Below are 24,987 nucleotides of genomic sequence, written 5' to 3' on the forward strand. Positions count from 1 at the left end.
AGCTCCCTTGCAGGCTGCCGCGCGGTCCCTTCCGGTCTTCACCCGACCCGCGAAGGACTCACCGCCATGAACACCGACGACATCGTCCGCACGTTCCTCGACTTCTACCGCGAACGCGGGCACGAGGTGATCACCGGCAGCACACTCCTGCCACCGCCCTCGGACCCGGTCCTCTTCACCACGTCCGGCATGCACCCGCTCACGCCGTACCTCCAGGGACGCCCACACCCACAAGGGCGACGGCTGGTCAACCTCCAACGCTGTCTGCGCACCACGGATCTCGACGAGATCGGCGACCTCACCCACCTGACCGTGTTCGAGATGCTCGGCTCATGGTCGTTGGGCGACTACGACCATCCGCAGAGCCTGCGTTGGGGGTACGAGCTGCTGCGGGACGGCTTCGGTATCCCGCGCGAGAAGTTGTACGTCACTGTCTTCGGCGGTGATGAGCAGGTCGGGCCCGATCTTGAATCGCTGTACACCTGGCGGGAGTTGGGGCTGCCGGTCGAGTCGACGCAAGACGAGAACTGGTGGTCCAACGGGCCCGTGGGTCCCTGTGGCCCTGACTCCGAGATCTTCTACTGGACCGGCGACGGCCCGCCGGAGGGGAGCCCTACCGGTGATTCGCGCTGGGTGGAGATCTGGAACCACGTGAACATGCGGCTTGAGCGTGGTGAAGACGGTGGGCTCGTTTCGTTGCGGCAGGTCAACGTCGATACGGGGATGGGGTTGGAGCGGCTTGTGTCTGTTCTTCAGGGGCGGCGGTCGGTCTACGAGACGGACCTGTTCGAGCCGTGGATGAGGACGGTTCCGCTGTTGTGGGATCTGGACGAACGCTCGGTGCGGGTGGTCTGTGATCATCTTCGGTCGAGTGTTGTCGTCCTGGAGGAGGGGGTACGGCCTTCCAACACCGGGCGTGGATATGTGCTGCGGCGGTTGATTCGGCGGCTGCTCACGGTTCTGTGGCGGGGCGATGACTCGCGTACGTTGTGCGATCTGCCGGGGGAGCTTCTCGGTACCGGCACTGTGCGGGAGGTGTTGCTGGATGAGGAGCGGCGGTTCTCTCAACTGCTTGAGCGGGGGCGGCGGGTGTTGTCTCGGCCGGAGTTTCGGGGGCCGTTGAGTGACGAGGACTATCGCTACCTTCATGACACTCATGGGTTGCCCCGGGAATGGGTTGGCGGTCTTCAGAGGTAGCTGGTTGGGTGCGGGTGTGCGGGGGCTGGTCGCGCAGTTCCCCGCGCCCCTAAGAAGTTGCCATTGCCCTTGCTAGAAAATGTGCCGTGGTGCTTCCGGCCGCCCTCGCCACCTCACCCGGCGGGCCCGCCGCCACGATCCTCCCGCCCTTCTCTCCTCCACCCGGGCCCAAGTCGATGACCCAGTCCGCGCCCGCCACCACCGCCATGTCGTGTTCGACCACCACCACGGTGTGGCCCGCGTCGACCAGGCCGTGGAGTTGGCGTAGGAGGACTTCGACGTCGGCCGGGTGGAGGCCGGTGGTGGGTTCGTCGAGGAGGTAGAGGGTGTGACCGCGTCGGCCGCGCTGCAACTCCGTGGCCAGCTTGATGCGTTGGGCCTCGCCGCCGGACAGCTCGGTGGCGGGCTGGCCCAGGCGCAGGTAGCCGAGGCCCACGTCCAGCAGTGCGGTCAGGCTGCGGGTCACGGATGGAGTGTCCGCGAAGAAGGCCGCCGCGCTCTCCACCGTCAGGTCGAGGACCTCCGCGATGTTCCGTCCCTGGTACGTCACTTGGAGTGTCTCGGGGTTGTAGCGTGCCCCGCCGCAGTCCGGGCAGGGCGCGTACGTGCTCGGCAGGAAGAGCAGCTCTACGCTCACGAAGCCCTCGCCCTGGCAGGTCTCGCAGCGACCTCCCCCAGAGGGGGCACCCCCAGTCACGTTGAAGGAGAACCGGCCTACGCCGTAACCCCGTTGGCGTGCCTCGTCCGTGGCCGCGAAGACCTTGCGGACGACGTCGAAGAGGCCGGTGTACGTCGCCAGGTTCGAGCGGGGGGTGCGGCCGATCGGTTTCTGGTCCACCGACACCAGGCGTTCCACGCCCGGGAGTTCCTCGGTGATCTCGCCGATGAGTGTTGACTTGCCGGAGCCCGAGACGCCGGTGACCGCGGTGAACACGCCCAGGGGGAATTCGGCCGTCACGTCGCGCAGGTTGTGCCGCGTCACCGGGCCCACCTTCAACTCGCCTCGCGGTGAGCGGACTTCGCGGGCCGGCGTGGGGGAGTCGTCGAAGAGGAAACGGGCCGTCGCCGATTCCGCCACGGCCGCGAGTTCCGCCACCGGTCCGCTGTGCAGTACCCGTCCGCCGTGCTCGCCGGCCAGCGGGCCCACGTCCACCAGCCAGTCGGCGGCGCGCATGACGTCCAGGTGGTGCTCCACCACGAACACCGAGTTGCCCGCTGCCTTGAGTCGGTCCAGGACCGTGAGCAGGGCCTTCGTGTCCGCGGGGTGCAGTCCGGCGGACGGTTCGTCCAGGACGTAGACGACTCCGAAGAGGCCGGACCTCAACTGGGTTGCCAGGCGCAGGCGTTGGAGTTCACCGGGCGAGAGGGTGGGGGTCGCGCGGTCCAGGCTGAGGTAGCCGAGGCCGAGTTCGAGGATCGGGGCGATGCGGGAGGTGAGGTCCTCGGTGAGGACGCGTGCCGCCTCCGATGTGCCGTGGAGGGTGTTCGCCAACTCCGCGAGTGGTAGCGCGGCCAGGTCGGCGATCGTGCGGCCCGCGATGGTTACGGCGAGGGATTCGGCGCGCAGTCTGCTGCCTCCGCAGACCGGGCAGGGGGAGCTCGTCAGGAAGCGTTCCGCCTTCACCCGTAGGGTCGGGCTCTTCGTGTCCGAGAAGGTCTTCATGACGTAGCGGTGGGCGCTCATGTACGTGCCCTGGTAAGGGCGTTGGATGCGGTTCGCGTCCCGGACCGGGTGGACTGTGACCACCGGTTGGTCGTCCGTGAACAGGATCCACTCCCGCTGTTCGGCGGGGAGTTCACGCCACGGCACGTCCACGTCGTAACCGAGCGTGTCGAGGATGTCGCGCAGGTTCTTGCCCTGCCAGGCGCCCGGCCACGCGGCGATCGCGCCCTCGCGGATCGACAGCGAGGGGTCGGGGACGAGCGACTCCTCGGTTGTGCGGTGGACCCGGCCGAGGCCGTGGCACTCCGGGCACGCGCCCGCCGCCGTGTTGGGGGAGAAGGCGTCGGAGTCGAGGTGTGCCGCGCCGGGCGGGTAGTCGCCCGCTCGGGAGAACAGCATCCGGAGCGAGTTCGAGAGGTTGGTGACCGTGCCCACCGAGGAGCGGGAGGTGGGGGTCGAGCGGCGCTGCTGGAGGGAGACCGCCGGGGGGAGGCCGGTGATCTCGCCGACCTTCGGGGCTCCTACCTGGTGGATCAGTCTGCGGGCGTACGGCGCCACCGACTCGAAGTAGCGGCGCTGAGCCTCCGCGTAGATCGTGCCGAAGGCGAGGGACGACTTTCCGGAGCCGGAGACGCCTGTGAACACGGTCAACACGTCCCGCGGGATGTCGACGTCGACGCCCTGGAGATTGTGCTCGCGGGCGTCGCGGACACGGACGTAGGAGTCGGGGACGTGAGGGGCGCGGGGGGTGCCGGGGCTGTGCATGACCCGGCGAGTCTATGCGAGCACTCCGTGTGTCGCCCGGTGACCTGCGGGGGTGCGGGGGCGTCCGGGCTGTGCCACGTTGGAAGACACGGATGCCAGTAGCCGCACAGTCGCCGCACGGAAGGTCCGTGGTCATGAGTACTCCCGGATTCGGTTTCGGACGCAGCCCCTTCGAGGAATTCGACGAGCTGATGTCCCGGTATTTCGGCGGTTCGGGGCCGGCGGCGCCAACGCGCCGGACCCAGCGCGTCGACATCGGCAGCCTGCTCTCCGAACGGGCCCGTGAGCTGGTCGCCCAGGCGCGGGACATCGCCGCCGTCGAGGGCAGCGAGGAACTCGACGCCCGGCATCTGCTCGCCGCCGCCACCGAGCAGGAGTCGACCCGACGGCTGCTCGCCGAGGCGGGCGCGGACCCCGACCGGATCCGGGAACGGCTGACCGCAGGCGCGGACGGCGGCCCGAAGACCGAACCCACCACACTCACCCCGGCCGCCAAGCGGGCACTGCTCGACGCGTACCAGATCTCCCGCGCCGAGGACTCCTCGTACATCGGCCCCGAACACCTGCTGCGGGCCCTGGCCGCCAACCCCGAGTCGGCCGCCGGACAGGCCCTCGCGGGCAGCGGCTGGGAGGGGGACCGGGTGCCCACCGGTGCCGAGCCCGAGCGGAAGCGGCCCAGCAGCACGCCCACCGTCGACGAGTACGGGCGTGACCTCACCGAGGACGCCCGGGCCGGGCGGCTCGACCCGGTGATCGGGCGGGACGACGAGGTCGAGCAGACCATCGAGGTGCTGTCCCGGCGCAGCAAGAACAACCCCGTCCTCATCGGCGACCCCGGCGTCGGCAAGACCGCCGTCGTCGAGGGCATCGCCCAGCGCATCGTCGCCGGTGACGTGCCGAAGACCTTGGCGGGCAAGCGGCTCGTGTCGCTGGATCTCGCCGGGATGGTCGCCGGCACCAAGTACCGGGGCGAGTTCGAGGAGCGGCTGAAGAAACTCCTCGACGAGGTGAGCGAGCACAGCGACGAACTGGTGCTGTTCCTGGACGAGTTGCACACCGTCGTCGGCGCGGGTGGCGGTGGCGACGGTGCACTCGACGCCGGCAACATGCTCAAACCCGCCCTGGCCCGCGGGCAGTTGCACCTCATCGGTGCCACCACCGTCGACGAGTACCGCAAGTACATCGAGAAGGACTCGGCGTTGGAGCGCCGCTTCGCGCCCATCCTGATCGGCGAACCGACCGTCGACGACACCATCGAGATCCTGCGTGGCCTGCGCGACCGTTACGAGGCCCACCACCAGGTCCGTATCACCGACGAGGCCGTCGTCGCGGCGGCCGAACTCTCCGACCGCTACGTCACCGCCCGCTTCCTGCCCGACAAGGCCATCGACCTGATGGACCAGGCCGCGGCCCGGGTACGGCTGCGTGCCAAGACCCCGCTCTCCGACAACCGTGAGGTCGAGGACCGGCTCGCCGCCCTCAACCGGGAGAAGGACCAGGCCGTAGCCGACGAGGAGTACGAGCGGGCCAAGGAGATCCGCGACCGGATCAAGGACACCGAGGCCGAGTTGAAGGCGGGCGGTTCCGCCGAGGAGCGGGCGCCCAAGGTCACCGCCGAGGACATCGCCGAGGTCGTCTCCCGCACCACCGGCATCCCGGTCGCCCAGCTCACCGAGGAGGAACGCGCCCGGCTGATGAAGCTGGAGGAGCACCTCCACGAGCGGGTCGTCGGCCAGGACGAGGCCATCACCGCCGTCGCCCGCGCCGTACGCCGTGCTCGCGCCGGCATGAGCGATCCGAACCGGCCCATCGGCAGCTTCCTCTTCCTCGGCCCGACCGGCGTCGGCAAGACCGAACTGGCCCGCGCGCTCGCCGCCGCCCTCTTCGGCGACGAGAGCCGCATGATCCGCCTCGACATGAGCGAGTTCCAGGAGCGGCACACCGTCTCCCGCCTGGTCGGAGCGCCTCCCGGATACGTCGGCCACGACGAGGCCGGCCAGCTCACCGAGGCCGTCCGCAGGCAGCCGTACGCCGTGCTGCTGCTCGACGAGGTCGAGAAGGCGCACCCCGACGTGTTCAACACGCTGCTGCAACTCCTCGACGACGGACGGCTCACCGACTCGCAGGGGCGCACGGTCGACTTCAAGAACACCGTCGTGATCATGACGTCGAACATCGGCGCCGACCGCATCCTCGCGGCGGGCGTCGACGACTACGCCAAGGTCCGCGAGACGGTGATGCCGGTCCTGAACCAGCACTTCCGTCCCGAGTTCCTCAACCGGATCGACGAGATCATCGTCTTCCGCGGCCTGGAACGCGCCCAACTCCGCGACATCGTCGACCTGTTGCTGGAACACACCCGGCGCAGGCTGCACGCCCAGGACGTCACCCTGGAGGTCACCGACGCGGCGGCCGACCTGCTCGCGAACCTCGGCTACCAACCCGACTTCGGCGCCCGCCCGTTGCGCCGCACCATCCAGCGCGAGGTCGACGACCGGCTTGCCGACATGCTCCTCGCCGGTGAACTGAACGCGGGCGACCAGGCCCGGGTCGACGCGAGCGACGGCACGATCGAGATCAGCGCACGCCAGCCGGCCACGCACTAGCCGGACCGCATTCGCATCCCTCAGGGAGACAGGCATGAGCAGTTATCGAGTCGCGCAAGTGGGCGCGGCCGGCGGCGAGTTCACCATCGCCGAGCGGGATGTGCCGGAGCCGGGACCGGGCCATGTGCGGATCGCCGTGGAGGCCTGCGGAATCTGCCACAGCGACACCTTCTTCGTGAACGCCGGAGTGCCGGGCGTACGGTTCCCGCTCGTCACCGGGCACGAGATCGCCGGGCACATCGACGCGCTCGGCGAGGGTGCCTCGGACAGCGGCTGGCGGGTCGGCGACCGGGTGTCCGTCGGCTGGTTCGGCGGCAGCTGCGGCCACTGCATCCCGTGCAGGCAGGGCGACTTCATCGTCTGCGAGAACCTGAAGGTGCCCGGCTGGGCGTACGACGGCGGCTTCGCGGAGATGACCGTGGCACCGGTCGACGCGCTCGCCCGGATCCCCGACGGTCTGTCGGCCAGTGCCGCCGCGCCCATGGGCTGTGCGGGCGTGACCACGTTCAACGGGCTGCGGCGCAGCTCCGCGAAGCCGGGCGACCTGGTCGCCGTACTCGGACTCGGCGGCCTCGGTCACCTGGGCGTGCAGTACGCCGCCGCGATGGGATTCGAGACCGTGGCGATCGCGCGGGGTCCCGAAAAGGCCGACTTCGCCAAGCAGTTGGGCGCGCACCACTACGTCGACAGCACGGCGGACACCGATGTCGCGGACGCGCTGAAGGCGCTCGGCGGCGCCAAGGTCGTGCTGGCCACGGCGGGCAACTCCGACGCCGCCACGGCGACCGTGGAAGGGCTGAGGCACCGCGGCGAACTGGTCGTCATCGGGGCGGACACCGCGCCGTTGGGGATCAGCCCGCTCCAACTCCTCATGAGCGGCAAGGTGGTTCGGGGCCACCCGTCCGGCACGGCGCAGGACGTGCAGGACACGCTGGCCTTCAGCGCCTTGCACAACATCCGCCCGATGGTCGAGACCGTACCCCTGGACCAGGCCGGCGAGGCCTACGAGCGGATGCTGTCCGGTGCGGCGCGCTTCCGGATGGTGCTCACGCCATGAGCGAGGCTAGCCGCCGGTAGGAGTCCAGCAGGGCTTCGCGGTCGTAGGTGCTGGTGGTGACGAGGACCTCGTCGGCCGCCGTCTCCTTCAGCACCGTCTCCAGCTCGTGGGCCACCTGTTCCTCGGTGCCCGCGAGCTGTCCGCCGAGCCCGGCCTCGTAGAAGCCGAACTCCTTGTCGGTCATGGGCAGTTGCTCCACGCGTTCGGCGGGCGGCAGCGGCGGGAAGGTGCCGTGGGTGCGCGAGTACGCCATCGACCAGGCCTCCGGGACGAGCAGGCGCCGGGCCGCCTCGGGGGTGGCGGCCACCGCGACCGTGCCCGAGATGACGACGTACGGCCGCGCGGCCCACGGGGAGGGGCGGAAGCGGGCGCGGTACTGGTCGATGCCGCGCCGCATCTTGTCGCGGTTGCGGAGGTCGCCGATCACCATCGGCAGACCGGCCCGGGCCGCGATGTCGGCTCCCTCGCCCATCGCGAGCACGAACGGCGGGACGCTCAGGCCCTCGGAGGGCCGCGCGTGCGCGCCGGTGGGTGACGTACCGCGGAACCAGTCGAGGAGTTCGTCGAGTTGCCCGGCGAAGTCGTCGGCGTCGTCCTTGTCGCGGCCCAGCGCCTTGCGCACACCGCCGGTGAAGCCGACCGAGCGGCCGAGGCCCATGTCGATCCGGCCCGGGAACAGCGACTCCAGCACCCCGAACTGCTCTGCCACGACGAGGGGTTGGTGATTGGGCAGCATCACCCCGCCCGTCCCGACCCGGATGCTCCGGGTGGCCGAGGCGACGGCGGCGGCCAGCACGGTCGGCGCGGAACCGGCGACCCCCGGCACGCCGTGGTGCTCCGACACCCAGAACCGGTGATAGCCCAGCTCCTCGACCTCCCGCGCGAATCGCACGGTGTCACGCAGCGCCTCGGCGGGCGGGTGCCCCTCGCGGGTGCGGGACCGGTCGAGGACGGAGAAGGGGGTCGAGGCGATCACTGAACTCACATCAGTGTCAACGCCCGGGAGACCTCGGCATTCCCGCGGCGGTCAGTTCTCGGGACGCAGCAGCCCGCGCTCGTACGCCTTCGCCAGCCGCTGCGGGACGAGGTGGCGCACGCCGTCGACGGTGACCGGCACGAGCGTGGGCGTCGTGGCCTTCCACTGGGCGCGGCGGTGGCGGGTGTTGCTGCGGGACATCTTCCGCTTGGGGACGGCCATGGGGATTCCTTCTCGGTGGGTGGGCAGGCACCGAGGACGCTATATGAAAATGGATCCCATTAGCAATCGGGGGTCGCGTGCGCGGCCCTCATCGCCGGGACCGGACGCGGGCGTCCCGGGGCGGGTCGATGAACTGCAGCTCCAGCGTGACGGGCGGCGCGGCGATGCCCGGCCCGCCCGCGGCCGCCCACTCCAGCACTTCCTCCGTGCAGTCGTCGTCCATCGCGAACCCGACCCAGGTCGGCCGCCCACCGGCCCGGCGTCCCGCGGCCGACGGCTGGACCACGATCACGTTGGCCTGGTCGCAGGGGCCCAGGCAGTCCGTCGTACGCACCGCGAAACCGTGCTCGGCGGCACCCGCGCGCAGCCGTTCCAGCTGCCAGGCGTGGTCGGTGCCGGGGTGTTTGCGCGGGTCGCCGCAGCAGCAGCCCCGGCACACGACCAGGGTGCAGGGCCGCTCGCGGGCGGCGCCGACGAGGAACGTACGAGGGGCGGGAGTGGCGGCAGACATGCAAGAAGCATGAGGCCAGGCCTCTTGCGGGCCGTTGCCGGGGTGGCGGGACCGGCTGTCTAGGGTGGGCGGGTGACTGCCGACAACAAGCGCCCGCTCGCCGTGTTCGACCTCGACAACACCCTCGCCGACACGGCGCACCGGCAGCGGTTCCTGGAGAACAAGCCGCGCGACTGGGACGGCTTCTTCGGTGCCGCCGCGCAGGACCCACCCCTGTCGGAGGGCATCGCGCTCGCGCTGGAGAGCGCCGAGGAGTGCGAGGTCGTCTACCTGACCGGGCGGCCCGAACGCTGCCGGCGCGACACGCTCGCCTGGCTCGCCTTGCAGGGACTGCCCGAGGGCCGGGTCTTCATGCGGCGCAACGACGACCGCAGGCCCGCCCGGCGCACCAAGCTGGAGAAACTCAAGCAGCTCGCCCGCGACCGAGACATCCGGGTCCTCGTGGACGACGACGAACTGGTCTGCGACGACGCCGAACGCGCCGGGTTCAGGGTCGTGCGGGCCCGCTGGACCTCCCCCTCCGCCGCGTTGGAGGCGGCACAGGAGGGGGAGGGCCGGACCTGAGGGCTCTCGTCCTTACGGAGGTCAGTCCTCGTCCTCGATGCGGAAGCCGACCTTCAGGCCGACCTGGAAGTGCTCGATCTGACCGTTCTGGATCTGGCCCCTGACCTGGGTCACCTCGAACCAGTCCAGGCTGCGCAGGGTCTGCGCGGCGCGGGCGACGCCGTTGCGGATGGCCTGGTCGATGCCCTCGTGAGAGGTGCCGACGATCTCGGTGACCCGGTACGTGTGCTCGGACATGCGGGTACTCCTCTCGGCCGTGACGGGCGCGTCACGCGTTACTCCACCGTGCCCCACGGCGCGGCAGTGCGCGAGACGGCCCGTCACCGGTATGTCAGCGCACCACGCTCAGCGACAGCGCGAAGCGTCCTTCCCTGTCGGTCCACCAGTGGGCCAACTCCAGCCCGGTCGCGGCCAGTTCGGACCGTACGCCCTCCTTGCGGAACTTCGCGGAGATCTCGGTGCGGAGTTCCTCGCCGGCCGTGAAGTCGACGGCGAGATCGAGCGCGGGGATCTTCACGGTCTGGTCGGTGCGGGACCGCAGCCGCATCTCGATCCACTCGTTGTCCGTGTCCCAGAGGGCTACGTGGTCGAAGGCGTCGGCGTCGAAATCGGCGCCGAGTTCGCGGTCGACCACGGTCAGGACGTTCTTGTTGAACGCGGCCGTCACACCGGCCGCGTCGTCGTACGCCCTGACCAGGACCTCCTCGTCCTTCACCAGGTCCGTGCCGAGGAGCAGCGCGTCGCCGGGGGAGAGGAGCGAGCGGAGGCCGGCGAAGAACGTGGCGCGTTCCGCCGGGAGCAGGTTGCCGATCGTGCCGCCGAGGAACGCCAGCAGGCGCGGGCCCGGGGTCTCCGGCAGGGTGAGATCGCCGGTGAAGTCGGCGATCAGGGCGTGCACGTCGAGGCCCGGGCGCTCCTCGATGAGGGCGTGCCCGGCCTGTGTGAGCGCGCTCTCGCTGACGTCGACGGGGACGTACACGGCCAGGCCGGTGAGCGCGTCGAGCAGGTGACGTGTCTTGTCCGAGGACCCGGAGCCCAGCTCGACGAGGGTGCGGGCGCCGGTCGCGGCGGCGATCTCGCCGGCCCGGTCGACGAGGATCTCCCGCTCGGCGCGCGTGGGGTAGTACTCGGGCAACTCGGTGATCTGCTCGAAGAGTTCGCTGCCGTGGGCGTCGTAGAACCACTTCGGCGGGAGGGTCTTCGGGGTGCGGGTGAGGCCCTCCAGGACGTCGGCGCGCAGGGCCGCGTCGGTGGCGTCCTCGGGGAGGGTGCGGGTGAGAAGGAACGGGCTCACGTGCGGGGCTCCTTCGACGGTGCGGGTGCTAGGTCCTTCAGGGGGGTCAGGAGGACCTCGGTGCGGGTCGCGGTGAGCAGAGTGCGGTCGGGGGCCTCCTGCCAGTGCGGGTCGTCGTCGTAGGGCTCGGAGGCCACGACCGTGCGGCGGCCGGGTTCCGAGAGGTACCAGAGGGTGTCGCCCCAGGCCGTGGCGGCGATCGTCTCGCCGTCGGTGAGAAGGAGGTTGAGGCGGGAACCGGGGGCCGCATGAGCGACCTCCGTCACCGTGTCGGCCAGCGCCTGGCCCTCCTCGTCACCGGCCCGCAGCCGGCTCAGGACCAGCGCCCAGACGAACGCCGAGTCGCAGCGGGCATCGAGGGACAACAGGTCTACCGGCGGCAGGCGTTGGGCCAGGGCCGCCATGGTCCGCGGCCAGCCGGTGACCGCGCCGTTGTGGCTGAACAGCCAGGGGCCCGCGGCGAACGGCGCCGCCGCGGCCTCCCCGTCCGCACCCGCGAACGTCGCGTCCCGTACGGCGGCCAGCAGCGCCCCCGAGCGGATCACGCGGGCCAGGTCGGCGAAGGACTGGTCGCCCCAGATGGGCACGGCCCGCCGGTAGCGACCCGGCACCGGGTCGCCCTGCGCGTACCAACCCACCCCGAAACCATCGGCGTTGACCGTCCCGTGCCGCTGCCGCCGGGGCTCCCAGGACTGGCGGTACAGGCTGTGCTCCGGGTCCACGAGGAGCCGGCCCAGCGACTCCTCGGGTCCCAGGTACGCCAGGTGACGGCACATCAGACGGCCCCCGAGCGGGCGGTGCGGAAGCCGGAGAAGATCTGCCGCCGGATCGGGTAGTCCCAGTTGCGGAACGTGCCCCGGCAGGCCACCTCGTCCACGGCGAACGAACCGCCCCGCAGCACCTTGTACTCGGGGCCGAAGAACACCTCCGAGTACTCCTTGTACGGGAACGCCTTGAAGCCCGGGTACGGGAGGAAGTCGCTCGACGTCCACTCCCACACGTCACCGATCAACTGGCGTACGCCGAGCGGTGATTCGCCCGCCGGATAGCTGCCTGCGGGGGCCGGGCGCAGGTGCCGTTGGCCGAGGTTGGCATGCTCGGGTGCCGGGTCGGCGTCGCCCCACGGGTAGCGCATCGAGCGGTCGGCCGTCGGGTCGTGCCGGGCCGCCTTCTCCCACTCGGCCTCGGTGGGCAGCCGGCGTCCGGCCCAGCGGGCGTAGGCGTCGGCCTCGTACCAACAGACGTGCACCACCGGCTCGTTCGGCGGTACGGCCTCCGTGACGCCGAACCGGCGCCGCAGCCACTGGCCCGCCTCACGGCGCCAGAACTCCGGCGCCGTGAGGGAGCTGCGGCGGACGTGCGCCCAGCCCTCCTTCGTCCACCAGCGCGGGTCGTCGTAGCCGCCGTCCTCGATGAACGCCAGATACGCGCCGTTCGTCACCGGAGTCGTGTCGATGTAGAACGGCGCCACCTCCCGCCGGTGCGCGGGCCGTTCGTTGTCCAGCGCCCATGGTTCGGTGGAGGTGCCCATCGTGAACGGGCCACCGGGGACCAGGACTTCGGACGGGCCGGTGAACAGCGGTACCGGCTCCGGGTCCGGGGCGGTCAACGCCTGCGGGCCCGTGCGGAGCTGATGGGTGATCAACATCGTCTCGTCGTGCTGCTGTTCGTGCTGGGCGACCATCCCGAAGGCGAAGCCCATGTCGGTGAGCCGGGTCCCGCGGAATGCGTGGCTCTCCAGTACGTCCGTCACCCGGCCGCGCACCTCGGCCGCGTACTGCCGGGCCTCCGCGGGCGGCAGCAGCGGCAGCGAGGGGCGTTCGGAACGCGGGTGCTCGAACGCGTCGTAGAGGCCGTCGATGTCGGGCCGCATCGCGTCCCGGCCGCCGACGGCCCGCAGCAGCCACAGTTCTTCCTGGTTGCCGATGTGTGCGAGGTCCCAGACCAGCGGGGACATCAACGGCGAGACCTGCGCGGTGAGTTCGGGCTCGTCCACACAGCTCGTGAGGAGCGTGGTGCGGTCCCGGGCCGTGGTCAGGGTGGTCAACGCCCGTTGCCTGAGCGCCTCGATATCGATGTCAGCGGAGGTGTCGGCGGCGGTGTCGGCGTCGGTCATGTGCGGATGTCCTTCCCGTGCGGGCGGCTGTCCGTGCCGCGCACGCGGTCGAGCAGGTCGTCGGCGGGGCAGCGGCCCCGGACGACATAGCGGTCGAAGTACGCGCGGACGGCGTCCGTGACCCCGGCGGTCGCGCCGAGCCGGGGCAGGGCCTCCAGGGCCGCCGCGAAGCAGACGAGGGCGACCTCGTGCAGCTCCGGGTCGGACAGCCCGTAGCGGGCCGCGTCGATCCACAGCGGATTGTGCGGCGCGGGCAGCCCCTGGGTCCGTTCGGCCAGCGGCTTCACGGCCCGGTACGCGGTCTCGGCGGCCTCGGGGTCGTCGAACAGCGCGGTCGTCACGGCCAGCGGGACGATCCAGCCGTCGTCGCCGGGCTGCGCGTCGATCATGCGCAGTTCGAGATGGCCGCGTGGTCTGACCGGCGGGAACAGCGTCGAGACGTGATAGTCGAGATCCTCGCGGGTCGGCGGCCTGGGCGCCCCCGACCTGATCCACTCCCGGAACGTCAGCTCCTCCGGGACCTCCCACGGACCGCTGTCCTGCCGTATGCACATCACCGGCGAGTCCAGGACGTGATCGGTCCACGCGTCGCGCGGCTGCGCGTCCAGGGTCGGACCGCCCGCGCGGCCGGGGCCGATCTCCATCCAGATCAGCTGCCGGGTGGAGCGCCAGCCGGTGGGGCTGCGGCCGACCAGCGGGGAGTTGGCGAACGCGGCCACCAGGACCGCGCCCAGTTGGTGCGCCAGCCACCAGCGCCGCCCGAGGCCGAGCGGACCCGGTTCCTCGTAGCCGGCGTCCAGACACACCTGCACGGACGCCGAGGTGCACATCATGCGGCGGCCGGCGGGGCCGGTGCGGTCGAGGCAGCGCTCCATGGCGTCGTAGCGCGGCTCGTGCAGGAACCGGCGCGGCGGGTGCCAGGGATCATGGCCGACACCGACCAGTCCCAGGCCGTCACGGCGCAGCACCGCGCGGACGGCGTCGAGATCTTCGGAGACGGAACCGATGCACTCCATCAGGGAGGCGGCGGGCGACGAGCTGAGTTCCAGCTGGCCGCCGGGCTCGACGGTGAGCGCCGACCTCAGAGGCACGGTCTTCAAAGCGGCGTAGGCCGCTTCGAGTCGTTCGGGTGTCACGGGGAGCTGCGGCAGGCGCAACTCGTGGACGAGCCATTCCACTTCGACCCCGAGCGTTCGGGGCGGACCGGTCTTGAAGCAGATGCCCCTGACCAGGGCTTCCACCTCGGGTTCGGTGACCGCGGTACGGGGCTCCGTACAGTCGCTACAGTCACTTGCCGTATCGGACATGTCGGGATCCTCCTGAGATTCCACCATGCCACCGGCCCGGTTTCGGTTGGGCCCGGGTCGGCACACTCGTACCACCCAAGACCCTCGTGCCGCGTCGCACAAGGGTGCGTATCGCCACGTTCGGGATCGGTAATCTCCGGTTCTCCGGCTGTTCGCGGGGCCCGGAAACTCCGTTGCACCGCACGACCAGCATCGCTCAGGATGCAGGTATGAGCACGACGGGGGAGAACACGGGGGAGATCGCGGGGCGCGCGTTCATGGCGTACACGGGGGTTATGCCATGAGCGCGCGCCTGCGCGGCATCGCGCAGCAGACCGAGCGGATCGTCGCGGCCGGAGGCTATCGCGCGGCTGACGGGCGCGAGGTGTCCATCGCCGCCGAGACCGGGGCGGCCCGCGCGGACACGCGCCTGTACGGCCCGGAACCGGTGCGGACACCGCCGTTCTCGCCTGCGGAGACGGTCTTCGAGGTCACCGGCGAGAGCAGCCTGGAGGCCGCCCGCCGCCTGACCGGCCCGGTCGCCGTCCTGAACTTCGCCTCCGCCCGCAACCCCGGCGGCGGCTTCCTCAACGGAGCGCAGGCCCAGGAAGAGGCCCTCTGCCGCGCCTCCGCCCTGTACACGTGCCTGCTCGAAGCCCGCGGTTTCTACGACCATCACCGCGCCCACCGCGACCCGTTCTACACGGACCGCGTCATCCACTCACCGGCCGTCCCCGTCTTCCGCGACGACAAGGGCCGCCTCCTGGACGAGCCGTACACGGCCGGATTCCTGACCGCCGCCGCACCGAACGCCGGGGTCGTCCTGCGCACGGCACCCGAGCGCGCGGCCGAGCTGCCGGACGCCATCGCCGTACGGGCGGAGCGGGTGCTGGAGACGGCCGCCCTGCACGGCTACCGGCGACTGGTCCTGGGCGCCTGGGGCTGCGGGGTGTTCCGGAACGACCCGGCGCAGGTCGCGGGCGCCTTCCACGCGCTGCTCGGGCCGGGCGGACGGTTCGCCGCGGCCTTCGAGCACGTGGTGTTCGGCGTCCTGGACCGCACACCGGGTGCCACGGTCCGGGACGCCTTCGTACGGGCCTTTCCGGAGCGTCAGCTCCAGAGCTAGCCCCTCAGGCCAAGCAGCGCCGGCCGCTCAGGTCCAGCCGTAGCGCTCGTGCAGCCGGTGCCGGACGAGGTTGAAGCGCATCTGGTCGATCGCGCAGGCCTCCCGGCGCATGCCGTCCTCGTGCAGGCGCAGGACGCGGTCCACGTCGACCCACGAGTCGCGGCCGGACTTGTCCCACGGGCCGCTGCCGATAGCCACCCACTCGCGGTCGGCGTCGTGGCGCTTGCTGGACAACTGGACGGCGAGCAGGGTCCCGCCGGGCTCACGGGCCACGACGAGGACCGGGCGGTCCTTGCCCCGGCCGTCGTTCTCCTCGAACGGCACCCAGGTCCAGACGATCTCGCCGGGATCGGGGTCGCCGTCGTGCGCGGGGGAGTACTCGGTACGGACCTTGCCGACCTCGCGCGGGTCGGCCTCGGTGGTGGCGGAGGGGCCGAAGCGGCCCGGAACGTTCTCATCGGTAAAGGCGGTCACGGAGGCACCTTAGAACGTGCCTCCGTGACCCCGGACGCCGGGCGCCCGTCAGACGATCACCGCTACTCCCTCTCCACCGGCACCTTCTGCGACGGCGGTGCCGTGACTCCGTTCAGGGCCGAAGTCCCGCTCGGGGTCGGCCCGTTCTGGTTCATCGAGGAGAGCAGCTGGCGGGCCAGACCGAGGCCCGTGCCGCCCATGGTGAGTGCCTTGGCGAGCATCTCCGCCATGCCGTCGGCCCCGTTGAGGACCACCATGTTGTCGATGCTGCCGAACGCGGACGCGCCGGCCTTCACGATCTCCGGCCAGTTCTCGGCGAGTTGCTGCGCGACCACGGCCTCCTGGTTCTCGGCGAGAGCCGCGGCCCGCGCCTTGATGGCCTCCGCCTCGGCGAGACCCTGGGCCCGGGTCGCCTCGGCGGCGGCCAGACCCTTCGCCTGGGCGGCGGCGGCCTCGGCCTCACCGGTGGCCCTGGTCGCCGTCGCGGCGGCCGCACCCCGTGCCTGGGTCGCCTCGGCCTCGGCGAGCGCGGCCGTCTTGATCCGGCTCGCCTCGGCCGTGGCCGCCAACTCGGTCTCCTTGGCCTTGGCTTGAGCCGCTGAGATCCGCGCGTCGCGCTCGGCCTCGGCGCGGGCCCGGGTCTCGTACGCCTGGGCGTCCGCGGGCTTGCGGACGTCCGCCTGGAGCTGCTGTTCCCGGCGCAGGGCGTCGAGTTCGGCGATCCGGGTCTCCTGGACGACGACGTCCTGCCGGGCGGCGGCGTCCGCGAGGGGTCCGGCCTGTCGGGCCTTCGCCGCCGCCTTGTCGCGCTCGGCCTGGTAGCCGGCCTGGAGGATCTCGCTGTCCCGGGTGGCCTCCGACATCCGTGCCGCGGCCTTCTGCTCGGCCTCGGTGGCCAGCCGGTTGGCCTCGGCCTGCGCGATGCGCGCGTCCCGCTGTACGGCGGCGGCGTGCGGCATCGCGAGGTTCTTGATGTACCCGGTCGGGTCCTCGATCTCGTGGATCTGCAACGAGTCCACGATCAGACCCAGTTTCTCCATCTCCGTACCGCACGCGGCACGGGTCTGCCCCGTCAGCTTCTCGCGGTCGCGGATCATGTCCTCGACCGTCAACCCGCCCACGATGGACCGGAGATGACCGGCGAACACGTTGTGCACCCGCTCCGACATCATCTTCTGCTGATCCAGGAAACGACGTCCCGCGTTGGCGATCGACACGAAGTCGTCGCCCACCTTGAAGATGACCACGCCCCGCACCTTGAGCGGAATGCCCTGGGTGGTCACACAATCCACGTGCAGCTCGGTCTCGTTGAGGTCGAGCGAGATCTTGCGCACCGCCTGCACACCGGGCAGCACCAGCGTGCCGCGCCCCGTGACGATGCGGAACCCCATGCCCTCTTCAAGGCCTTCGGTGCGGTGCTTGGAACCCGAGATGATGAGTGCCTCGTTGGGCTCCGCGACCCGCCACATCGACTTGAACAGACCGATCAGTACGAGAACGGCGAGAACCGCCACCCCCGCTACGACGCCGATGACCATCGGCATACGCCCCCTTTTGATGGTGCCCTTTCGGCACCGAACGAAGGGAGTGTGCGCCTGCGCGACACCGGGGTACAGACGCTGACGGATCCTTGTTGCAATCTTGACGCATACGCACCTGAAACGCTCTCACCTGCGAGGGAGGCAGCTCAACTGTCGTATGCCTGCGTGACGTAGACCGTCCTCGGCGGCAGGTACTCCACCACCATCACCACGGTTCCCCGCTCGATCCGGTCCGTGCCCGTGGCGGCGTACGCGAGGAAGTGCTCGGCGCCCCCGCGCACCCGGACGATCACCTCGCCGACGAGCCCGGGCCCGACCGTCCCGGTGACCCGCCCCATCAGCCCGACCATCGACGCATCCTGCATGGTCACAGGGTACGGGCCCAACCCGCCTATGCCGCCGGGGAATCCGCGATGACCGGCTCCGGCCACCGCTCGTGCCAGCGCAGGTCCGCCTCCAGCTGCGCGGCGAGGGACAGCAGCAGAGGCTCGCTGTTCGACGGGCCCAACAGCTGGGCGCCGACCGGGAGTCCGCCCGCCACGAAGCCCGCGGGGACGTTGACGCCGGGCCAGCCGAGGATGTTCCACGGCCAGGCGTAGGGGCAGGCGGCGACCATCGCGCGGTCGGTGGCCAGGCCGCCCAGGTCGAGCATCGCGCCAACGAGGGGCGGGGGAGCGGCAGTTGTCGGCGCGAGGACCACGTCGTACCTCCCGAAGAACGCCCCGAAGCGGTCGTGCAGGGTCGCCTCCGCGCGTCGCGCCGCCCGCAGCGCGGCCCCGCCGAGCCGTCGGCCCAGGCGCGCGGCCTCCAGGGTGCGGGGGTCGAGGAGTTCGGGGTGCGGAGCTTCGCGGACCCGCTCGGCGATACCGGCGGTGGCGCGGGGGAGGAAGGTCAGCCCGATCTGCCCGTACGGCGGGTCGTCCTCTACGACCGTGTGGCCCAACTGGGCGAGTCGCTCGGCGAGTTCGAGGACCCGAGCCCGCACTTCCGGTTGGAGCCGGGCGGGCAGCGCGGTGAACGGCGGCTTCAGGGAGAGGGCGATGCGCAGTCGGCCGGGGTCGCGGCCGACCGCCTCCGACAGGGTGAGCGCGGGCGGGCGGTGCAGGTCCCCCGCGTGGTTGCCGCCGGCCGCGTCCAGGAGCAGGGCGGCGTCGGCGACCGTACGGGCGAGGGTGCCGTTGACGGTGATGCCCTGGAAGGACTCGCCGCGCGGCCAGGTCGAGATGCGCCCGCGCTGGGGTTTGACGCCGATGAGGTGGGTCCAGGAGGCGGGGATGCGCACCGAACCGGCGCCGTCCGAGCCGAGCGCGGCCGGGACCAGCCCCGCGGCGACCGCCGCCGCCGATCCACCGGACGAACCCCCGGGCGTATGAAGGGAGTTCCACGGATTGCGGGTCGCGCCGAACGCGGGGCCCTCGGTGAACGGCCACTGCCCGAACTCGCAGGTGTTCGTCTTCCCGACGATCACGGCCCCGGCCGCCCGCAGCCGTCGTACCGCCTCGCCGTCCTCGGTCACCGGCGGGAACTCGCCCCGGCAGCCGAACGCGGTCGGTTCGCCCGCCACGTCCATGTCGTCCTTGACGGCGACCGGCACGCCGAGGAGCGGCTTGCGGACTCCGGCTGCCAGTTCCTTGTCGGCGGCTTCGGCCTCGGCGAGTGCCGCCTCCCGCCGTACGATCCGAAAGGCGTTGAGGGAGGCCTGAGTCGACTCGATCCGCGCCAGGGCCTCCTCGGTCAGGGCCCGCGCGGTCACCTCCCCGGCGGCCAGCGCACGGGCGGACTCGGCCAGGCCTGCGGAACGGTCGGGCGTCATACGGCACCTCCGGAAGCGCGTGGTCTACCGAACGGTAACGACCGGGCGGCCCGTGCGCTCCGGATGCGGCAACTTCCCGCGTGGCGAGGGCGATTCGCCGCGCACCGGCCGTACGCCACAGGCGTCCCACAGAGATCATCCAGCATTGCGCAAACCATTGACGTGCCCCTGTCCCACCCCTACTTTCTGACCGAATTCACGAACCCCGTTCGACATCACGAACATCCGAGTCTCCGGGAGAGCCGCCCGTGACCACACGTCCCCCCATGCCGTCCCGCCGCACCCTGCTGCGCGCGCTGGCCGTGCTGCCCGCCTCGGCGCTCGTCCTGGGCGAGGCACCCGGACTGCTCGGCACGGCTCTGGCCGCCGCCCCGTCGAACGGCTACGCCACCCGCTACACGATCGTCCCGTTCCTCAACAGCGACGACGGCACCGTCAACGTCTACCAGTCCGACGACGCCACCGACTTCCGCCTCGTCCAGGCCTCCGCCTACACCCCGCCGAGCAACCGCATCCGCGACGCGAGCGTGTTCAAGCACACCGACGGCTCCTACTACCTGACGTACACCACCCACACCTGGGAGGACGTCAGCACCACCATCGGCTTCGCGCGCAGCGCCGACCGGGTCAACTGGACGTTCCTGTACGACTACACGGTCCCGATCACCGACCTGTCCCGGGCGTGGGCGCCCGAGTGGTTCGTCGACGCCGACGGCAGTGTCAACGTCATCGTGTCCTGCTCCACCACCGACGACGAGTGGATCTTCACCCCCTATCGGCTGAAGGCGGCCAACTCCGCACTGACGGCGTGGAGTTCACCGGTCGCCCTGTCCGGCATCGGCTCCAACCACATCGACACGTACATCGTGCGAATCGGCTCGACCTATCACGCCTTCACGAAGAACGAGACGGCGAAGTACATCGAGTACGGCACCGCCACCAGCCTCACCGGCCCCTACACGATCTCGCGGACCGGCGACTGGGCCGGCTGGGGCAGCTACCGCGAGGGCCCCTCGGTGGTGCGGCTCGACAACGGCGGCTGGCGGATCTTCTTCGACGGCTACGGCGACGGCACCTACTACTACAGCGACAGCTACGACACCTTCGCCACCTGGTCAGCGCCGACCGCGCTCACCACGCTCTCCGGTACGGCACGGCACTTCACGGTCATCAAGGAGACGGTGTCCGGCGGCCCGAGCCTCGCGACCGGCGTCACCCGCTCCTTCCAGTCCGCCAACTACACCACCCGCTACTGGCAGGAGGTCTCCTCGCTGCTCAACCTGCCGGTGGTGACCAGCTCCAGCACCACCGTCCTGAAGCAGGCGTCCACGTTCACCGTCGTCACCGGCCTCGCCGACGCGACCGGCTTCTCCTTCCGGGACGCGGCAGGCAACTACCTGCGCCACTACGACTTCCGGGGCCGTTTCGACGCGAACGACGGCACGGTGACCTTCGCCGGGGACGCCACGTTCTACGCCCGGACCGGCGCCACCACCGGTGCGCTGCGCTTCGAGTCGTACAACTACCCGGGCTACTACCTCCGCCACTACAACTACCAGCTGCGGGTGGACCCGACGGACGGCACGGACCTCTTCCGGACGGACAGTTCGTTCGTGCCCGTGACGGCCTGGGCCTGAGACACACGACTGTGATCCACCGGAACGGGGCAGAATGCGAACGACATTGATCAGCCATGGCCTGGAGGCGCTGGGCGCATGAGCAGTACGGCAGCGACACGGATCCGCGAGCTGATCGTCACCCCGATCGCCTTCCGCGACCCGCCCCTCCTCAACTCGAACGGCGTCCACGAGCCGCTCGCCCTCCGATGCGTCCTCCAACTCGTGCTGGAGGACGGCACCGTGGGCCTCGGCGAGTCCACGGGCGGCACGGTCCGGCTGGAGCGACTTGAGGCGGCGGCGAAGGTCGTCGTGGGGATGGACGTCTTCGACACGACGGCCCTCGTCGCCGCGATCGACGCCGCCCTGCTGCCGACCGTCCCCAGCTCCCACGAACGCGGCTGGACCGGCTCGGCGGTGGAGGTCGCCTGCCTCGACGCACAGGGCAAGCTGCTCGGACGCCCGGTCAGCGACCTGCTCGGCGGCAAGGTGCGCGACGCCGTGCCCTTCGCCGCGTACCTCTTCTACAAGTGGGCCGAACACCCCGCCCTCGACGGGGGACCCGCGGTGGGCGACGACTGGGGCGAGGCGCTGGACCCGGCCGGGATCGTCGAGCAGGCCCGGCTGATGCAACAGCGGTACGGCTTCCGGTCGTTCAAGCTCAAGGGCGGTGTCTTCCCGCCCGACGAGGAGATCGCCGCGATCAGGGCACTGGCCGAGGCCTTCCCGGGCCAGCCGCTGCGGCTCGACCCCAACACGGCCTGGACGCCGGAGACCTCGACGTACGTGGCCCGTCAACTGGACGGCGTCCTGGAGTACTTGGAGGACCCGACCGCCACCATCCCCGGCATGGCGCGGGTCGCGAAGGAGTCACCGCTCCCGCTCGCCACCAACATGTGCGTGATCGCCTGGGAGCATCTGCGGCCCGCGATCGAGCAGCGCGCGATCCAGGTCCTCCTCACCGACCACCACTACTGGGGCGGGCTGCGCCGGACCCGTGAACTGGCCGTCGTCTGCGAGGTGTTCGGGCTCGGACTGTCCATGCACTCCAACTCGCACCTGGGCATCAGCCTCGCCGCCATGACCCATGTCGCGGCGGCCATCCCCAACCTCGACCACTCCTGCGACACGCACTACCCGTGGAACTCGGCCGACGACGTCGTCGTCCCCGGGGTGCTGGAACTGCGGGACGGCGCGGTCAGGGTTCCCACCGGTCCCGGCCTCGGTGTGGAGCTCGACCACGACGCCCTCGACCGGCTGCACCGGCTCTACCTCGACTCGGGTGTGCGCGGCCGGGACGACACCGCGTATATGCGGCGGGTCCGGCCCGACTACGAGCCGAGACTCCCCAGGTGGTGAACTCGCCGTACCTGGGCGGTGATTGAGGCGGCGCGGCGCCGGGTCTCCGTGAGGTAGGAGCCGACGTACCGGGCCATGATCACCCCGCTCTGAGGGTTGTCGGCCTCGTGGCTGACACAGCGGAGCAGGGTGACCCCGTCCAGGGCGACGCCCTCGCGGGCCAGCACGAAGACGAGGGCCAGGAAGGCGGACCGGGCGTTCCCGTCGTCGAAGGGATGGAAGAAGCACACGTCGAGACAGACACGGGCGGCCCGGGCGGTCAGCGGGAGGGGCCGGCCGGCGTCCCGTGTGCTCTCGGCCAGGCACACGTCGAGGCGTTCACGGGTGTCGGGGCCGATGCCGTAGCGCTCGCTGCCCTTCTTGGCGAAGGCCGGCAGGGTGCGGAACGACGGTGGTTCGGGTGTGCCGAGGACGTGCTGCTGCCAGCCGCGCAGCAGCTCGAAGTCGAGCCGGGCACCGCGCGCCGCGTCGGCCCGCACCAGGTCCAGGGCGGTGAGCAGGCCCTCGCCGCGAGCGGCCGACACGGTGTGGTCGAAGGCGCGTATGTACTCCGCCGCGCCGTCGCGCGACGGAACGACCGGCTCGTCCCCGCCGCCGTCCGGCGCGTCCATCCACGGCGCGGTCTCGCGTATCGCGAGCCAGCTCCGCAGATGGTCCGGCAGGGGGCCGGAGGCGGGCGGGCGTACGGTGTCGTCGGGCCGTAGCGAGAGCGCGAGGCGCTCCGAGATGTCGTCGAGCAGGACCCGGTCGGGGCCGGTCCAGCTCCTGAACCGCCCGTCGATCGCCTCGTCGACCAACTCCCGTGCCACATCGGGGTCGACGTGCCAGCGGCTGAGGAACCAGGTGAGCACCTGACGGCAGTGCCCGTACCAGGCACTGCCGGCGCCGGTGCGGTCGACCACCTGGAGGATGAGGTTCCGGGCGGCGCACTCCCACAGGATTCGCTGGTCCGCCACGTCGGTCAGGTCCAGCGGGTACACCTCGAAGAGATCGGCGAGCCGCTCCAGCCAGCCGCGCCACTCGCACAGCCCGGAGACCACCCGGTCGAGGGTCTCCTCCGACGTGGTGAACGAGTACCTCGCACGGGACCAGCTGCCGACGGGCCCGCCGTCGAAGTCCCCCTCGTCGTGCGCCCAGCGCCAGCCCACGGCCCAGTCGCCGTAGTGCTCGGCGAGGGCGTACGACATGGCGTCGGCCCAGGGCTCCGCCACCTCCCAACTCCAGTCGCGCAGCACGGGATCGCCGTAGCCGACGTCGGGGCGGGTCGGCATCCGGCGGGCGGGTCCGAGTGAACGCACCACCTCCGCCGCCGAATCGGGGTCGAAGGGATGACGCGCGGGGTCCACCTCGGCCCAGTCCAGATCACGCGGGTTCAGTTCCCTCTGCACCGCGCAAGCCTGCACGCCGGGCGGGTGTGCGTTCAACCGAATTACCGCAGGCCACCGACCGTCAACGCGGCGTCGTCGAGGGCTCGTTGGGGAGCATGGCGTGGGGTGGCCGGTGGGCGGACGCGCGTAGCGTCGGCTCGTTGCGCAGCCGGACGAAGGTGATGGCCAGGGCGACCGCCTGGACGAGGGCGCAGCACAGGACGACCGTGTCGAGGTGGGTCGGCGGAGTGACGGCGACGAGAATGCCGGCCACCGGGAAGGGCAGCAGCAGGAGCAGCATGGTCAGGGAGAGCGTGGTGCCGAAGGCCGTGGCGGGGATGACCAGCGAGCGCAGCGTGCGCAGGACGACGGTGAGGCCGCCGTCGCCCGCCATGAACAGCGCGATGAGGACCATGTAGGCGGCGTAGGAAGGGGCTTGGGGCAGAGCGAGGCAGGCGGCGGAGGCGAACGTCGCGCAGACGACTCCCACGCCCCACAGGTCGACGCGGCTCAGGGCGAGGCGGCAGCAGGTGACGGCGAGGAGGGTCGCGGCCGCGGCGGCGGACCACAGGGTGCCGACCTCGGCGGAGGAGCGGCCGAAGTTCTCGACCACGATGATCGGGCTCGCGGACTGGAGCAGGCCGAGGGCGAGATTGGAGCAGGCCAGGCCCGCCACCAGCCAGCGCAGGGCGGGCAGTTTACGCAACATGCGCAGCCCGGTCCGCAGACTGCCGGGTCCGTGTTCGCCGACCGGCCGCCCGGCACGCAGCGGGGTGGGCGGGGTCTGGAGTCCGAGTACGGCCGCCAGCAGGGACAGCCCGGTCAGGCAGCCGAGCATCCAGCCCGGGCCGACCAGCAGCAGGAAGCCCGCGAGCAGGGGGCCGACGAGCATCGCGGACTGGTCGATGCCGATGAGGACCGACTGCACGCCGTGGGGCCGGTTCTCCGCCCGCCGGGTGACGATCGCGCCCACGGCCTCGTTGGCGACGAAGCTGAACTGGGTGAGGGTGCCGGTCACCGCGGCCAGCACCAGCACGGTCACCGTCTCCGCGGTGCCGCGCGGCAGCATCACCAGCGCCACGGCCGCCCCCGCGAGGACCAGGGCCCGCAGCAGCGAGGCGAGGAAACACACGATCGCCGCGCCGCGCCGGTCCACCACCTTGCCCGCCAGGACGAACGCGGCGATCCGCGGTGTCCACTCCAGGGCGAACGCCAGGCCCGTCAGCGACGAGGACCGGGTGATCGCCAGGACCAGCAGCGGCATGGCGTACGTCGACATGGAGAACGCCAGGGCGTCGCTGGTGCGCGGTGCGTAGATCCGTCGGAACAGGCTGCCGGACGGAACGGCTGCATGGCGACCGGCGGGCGGCCGGTCCTCGTGCAGGGTGATGGCCACGGAATGGAAAGCTTTCAGTGAGGCGTATCACGGAGGGG

Annotated in this window: 22 protein-coding genes; 7 read left to right on the forward strand and 15 right to left on the reverse strand. The window is 71.0% G+C overall.

Translation table 11 applies throughout. The features are described from left to right. The first annotated feature begins 66 nt into the window (after positions 1–66). A complete protein-coding gene (locus OG407_RS43810) occupies positions 67–1,197 on the forward strand; it encodes an alanine--tRNA ligase-related protein (protein WP_405866184.1) in 1,131 nt (376 codons plus the stop codon). A gap of 49 nt (positions 1,198–1,246) precedes the next feature. Here the strand turns inward: OG407_RS43810 and OG407_RS43815 are convergent, their stop codons facing one another. Then, positions 1,247–3,625, reverse strand: a complete 2,379-nt coding sequence (locus OG407_RS43815) for an ATP-binding cassette domain-containing protein (RefSeq protein ID WP_405866186.1) — start codon at positions 3,623–3,625, stop codon at positions 1,247–1,249. A 134-nt stretch (positions 3,626–3,759) separates the two neighbouring features. On the opposite strand from OG407_RS43815, the gene OG407_RS43820 reads away from it, so the two are divergent. Further along, positions 3,760–6,231 carry an ATP-dependent Clp protease ATP-binding subunit gene (locus OG407_RS43820; RefSeq protein WP_405866188.1) on the forward strand — a complete coding sequence of 824 codons (2,472 nt, stop codon included), beginning with the start codon at positions 3,760–3,762 and terminating at the stop codon, positions 6,229–6,231. A 34-nt stretch (positions 6,232–6,265) separates the two neighbouring features. Then, the gene (locus OG407_RS43825) at positions 6,266–7,288 is read left to right on the forward strand and encodes an alcohol dehydrogenase (protein WP_405866190.1); all 1,023 of its coding nucleotides are present in this window, start codon (positions 6,266–6,268) and stop codon (positions 7,286–7,288) included. On the opposite strand, the gene OG407_RS43830 is transcribed toward OG407_RS43825, so the two are convergent. From OG407_RS43830 to OG407_RS43840, 3 genes are all read right to left on the reverse strand, one after another. Beyond that, complete coding sequence (locus OG407_RS43830) at positions 7,278–8,273, reverse strand: LLM class flavin-dependent oxidoreductase (protein WP_405866192.1); 996 nt, start codon at positions 8,271–8,273, stop codon at positions 7,278–7,280. The genes OG407_RS43825 and OG407_RS43830 overlap by 11 nt on opposite strands. Positions 8,274–8,315: 42 nt before the next feature. Beyond that, positions 8,316–8,486 carry a 50S ribosomal protein L32 gene (rpmF, locus tag OG407_RS43835; RefSeq protein ID WP_328675944.1) on the reverse strand — a complete coding sequence of 57 codons (171 nt, stop codon included), beginning with the start codon at positions 8,484–8,486 and terminating at the stop codon, positions 8,316–8,318. Between the two features lie 88 nt (positions 8,487–8,574). Continuing rightward, positions 8,575–8,997 carry a (2Fe-2S) ferredoxin domain-containing protein gene (locus OG407_RS43840; protein WP_403586435.1) on the reverse strand — a complete coding sequence of 141 codons (423 nt, stop codon included), beginning with the start codon at positions 8,995–8,997 and terminating at the stop codon, positions 8,575–8,577. Between the two features lie 72 nt (positions 8,998–9,069). Between OG407_RS43840 and OG407_RS43845 the strand changes: the two genes are divergently transcribed. Continuing rightward, positions 9,070–9,561, forward strand: coding sequence for a hypothetical protein (locus OG407_RS43845; protein ID WP_405866195.1), 492 nt, complete (start codon positions 9,070–9,072; stop codon positions 9,559–9,561). Positions 9,562–9,582: 21 nt separating this feature from the next. Here OG407_RS43845 and OG407_RS43850 read toward each other — a convergent pair whose 3' ends face one another. The 5 genes from OG407_RS43850 to egtA form a co-directional block, all read right to left on the reverse strand. Then, entirely contained in the window at positions 9,583–9,798 is a 216-nt protein-coding gene (locus tag OG407_RS43850) for a dodecin (RefSeq protein ID WP_328675941.1), read from the reverse strand. A gap of 94 nt (positions 9,799–9,892) precedes the next feature. Beyond that, positions 9,893–10,855 carry an L-histidine N(alpha)-methyltransferase gene (gene egtD / locus OG407_RS43855; protein ID WP_405866197.1) on the reverse strand — a complete coding sequence of 321 codons (963 nt, stop codon included), beginning with the start codon at positions 10,853–10,855 and terminating at the stop codon, positions 9,893–9,895. Next, the gene (gene egtC, locus OG407_RS43860; RefSeq protein WP_405866199.1) at positions 10,852–11,631 is read right to left on the reverse strand and encodes an ergothioneine biosynthesis protein EgtC; all 780 of its coding nucleotides are present in this window, start codon (positions 11,629–11,631) and stop codon (positions 10,852–10,854) included. The genes egtD and egtC overlap by 4 nt, the downstream gene beginning before the upstream one ends. After that, positions 11,631–12,971: an ergothioneine biosynthesis protein EgtB gene (egtB, locus tag OG407_RS43865; RefSeq protein WP_405866201.1), complete on the reverse strand. Its 1,341-nt coding sequence runs from the start codon at positions 12,969–12,971 to the stop codon at positions 11,631–11,633. Before egtB ends, egtC begins: the two co-directional genes overlap by 1 nt. Beyond that, the gene (gene egtA, locus OG407_RS43870; RefSeq protein ID WP_405866203.1) at positions 12,968–14,278 is read right to left on the reverse strand and encodes an ergothioneine biosynthesis glutamate--cysteine ligase EgtA; all 1,311 of its coding nucleotides are present in this window, start codon (positions 14,276–14,278) and stop codon (positions 12,968–12,970) included. Before egtA ends, egtB begins: the two co-directional genes overlap by 4 nt. A gap of 280 nt (positions 14,279–14,558) precedes the next feature. On the opposite strand from egtA, the gene OG407_RS43875 reads away from it, so the two are divergent. Then, positions 14,559–15,383: a TIGR02452 family protein gene (locus OG407_RS43875; RefSeq protein ID WP_405866205.1), complete on the forward strand. Its 825-nt coding sequence runs from the start codon at positions 14,559–14,561 to the stop codon at positions 15,381–15,383. A 27-nt stretch (positions 15,384–15,410) separates the two neighbouring features. Here the strand turns inward: OG407_RS43875 and OG407_RS43880 are convergent, their stop codons facing one another. The 4 genes from OG407_RS43880 to OG407_RS43895 all read right to left on the reverse strand — a co-directional run bounded on the left by OG407_RS43880 (position 15,411) and on the right by OG407_RS43895 (position 19,211). Continuing rightward, positions 15,411–15,857 (reverse strand): type II toxin-antitoxin system PemK/MazF family toxin, encoded by a 447-nt coding sequence (locus OG407_RS43880; protein WP_405866207.1) that lies wholly within the window; start codon positions 15,855–15,857, stop codon positions 15,411–15,413. Between the two features lie 62 nt (positions 15,858–15,919). Then, the gene (locus OG407_RS43885; protein ID WP_405866209.1) at positions 15,920–17,401 is read right to left on the reverse strand and encodes a flotillin family protein; all 1,482 of its coding nucleotides are present in this window, start codon (positions 17,399–17,401) and stop codon (positions 15,920–15,922) included. A 143-nt stretch (positions 17,402–17,544) separates the two neighbouring features. Beyond that, entirely contained in the window at positions 17,545–17,763 is a 219-nt protein-coding gene (locus OG407_RS43890; RefSeq protein ID WP_234444330.1) for a hypothetical protein, read from the reverse strand. 26 nt (positions 17,764–17,789) lie between these two features. Continuing rightward, the gene (locus tag OG407_RS43895) at positions 17,790–19,211 is read right to left on the reverse strand and encodes an amidase (protein ID WP_405866211.1); all 1,422 of its coding nucleotides are present in this window, start codon (positions 19,209–19,211) and stop codon (positions 17,790–17,792) included. Between the two features lie 248 nt (positions 19,212–19,459). On the opposite strand from OG407_RS43895, the gene OG407_RS43900 reads away from it, so the two are divergent. Both OG407_RS43900 and OG407_RS43905 read left to right on the forward strand, forming a co-directional pair. After that, on the forward strand, positions 19,460–20,848 hold the full coding sequence (locus tag OG407_RS43900) for a glycoside hydrolase family 43 protein (protein ID WP_405866213.1): 1,389 nt from the start codon (positions 19,460–19,462) through the stop codon (positions 20,846–20,848). A gap of 78 nt (positions 20,849–20,926) precedes the next feature. Continuing rightward, on the forward strand, positions 20,927–22,186 hold the full coding sequence (locus tag OG407_RS43905) for a glucarate dehydratase family protein (protein ID WP_405866215.1): 1,260 nt from the start codon (positions 20,927–20,929) through the stop codon (positions 22,184–22,186). On the opposite strand, the gene OG407_RS43910 is transcribed toward OG407_RS43905, so the two are convergent. Together OG407_RS43910 and OG407_RS43915 are read right to left on the reverse strand one after the other, a co-directional pair. Continuing rightward, on the reverse strand, positions 22,159–23,574 hold the full coding sequence (locus OG407_RS43910; RefSeq protein ID WP_405866217.1) for a Fic family protein: 1,416 nt from the start codon (positions 23,572–23,574) through the stop codon (positions 22,159–22,161). The two genes, OG407_RS43905 and OG407_RS43910, sit on opposite strands and share 28 nt — an antisense overlap. A 61-nt stretch (positions 23,575–23,635) precedes the next feature. Beyond that, a complete protein-coding gene (locus OG407_RS43915) occupies positions 23,636–24,949 on the reverse strand; it encodes an MFS transporter (protein ID WP_405866219.1) in 1,314 nt (437 codons plus the stop codon). Between the last annotated feature and the right edge of the window lie 38 nt (positions 24,950–24,987).

This window comes from Streptomyces sp. NBC_01515, from assembly GCF_045040345.1.
Taxonomy (GTDB): domain Bacteria; phylum Actinomycetota; class Actinomycetes; order Streptomycetales; family Streptomycetaceae; genus Streptomyces.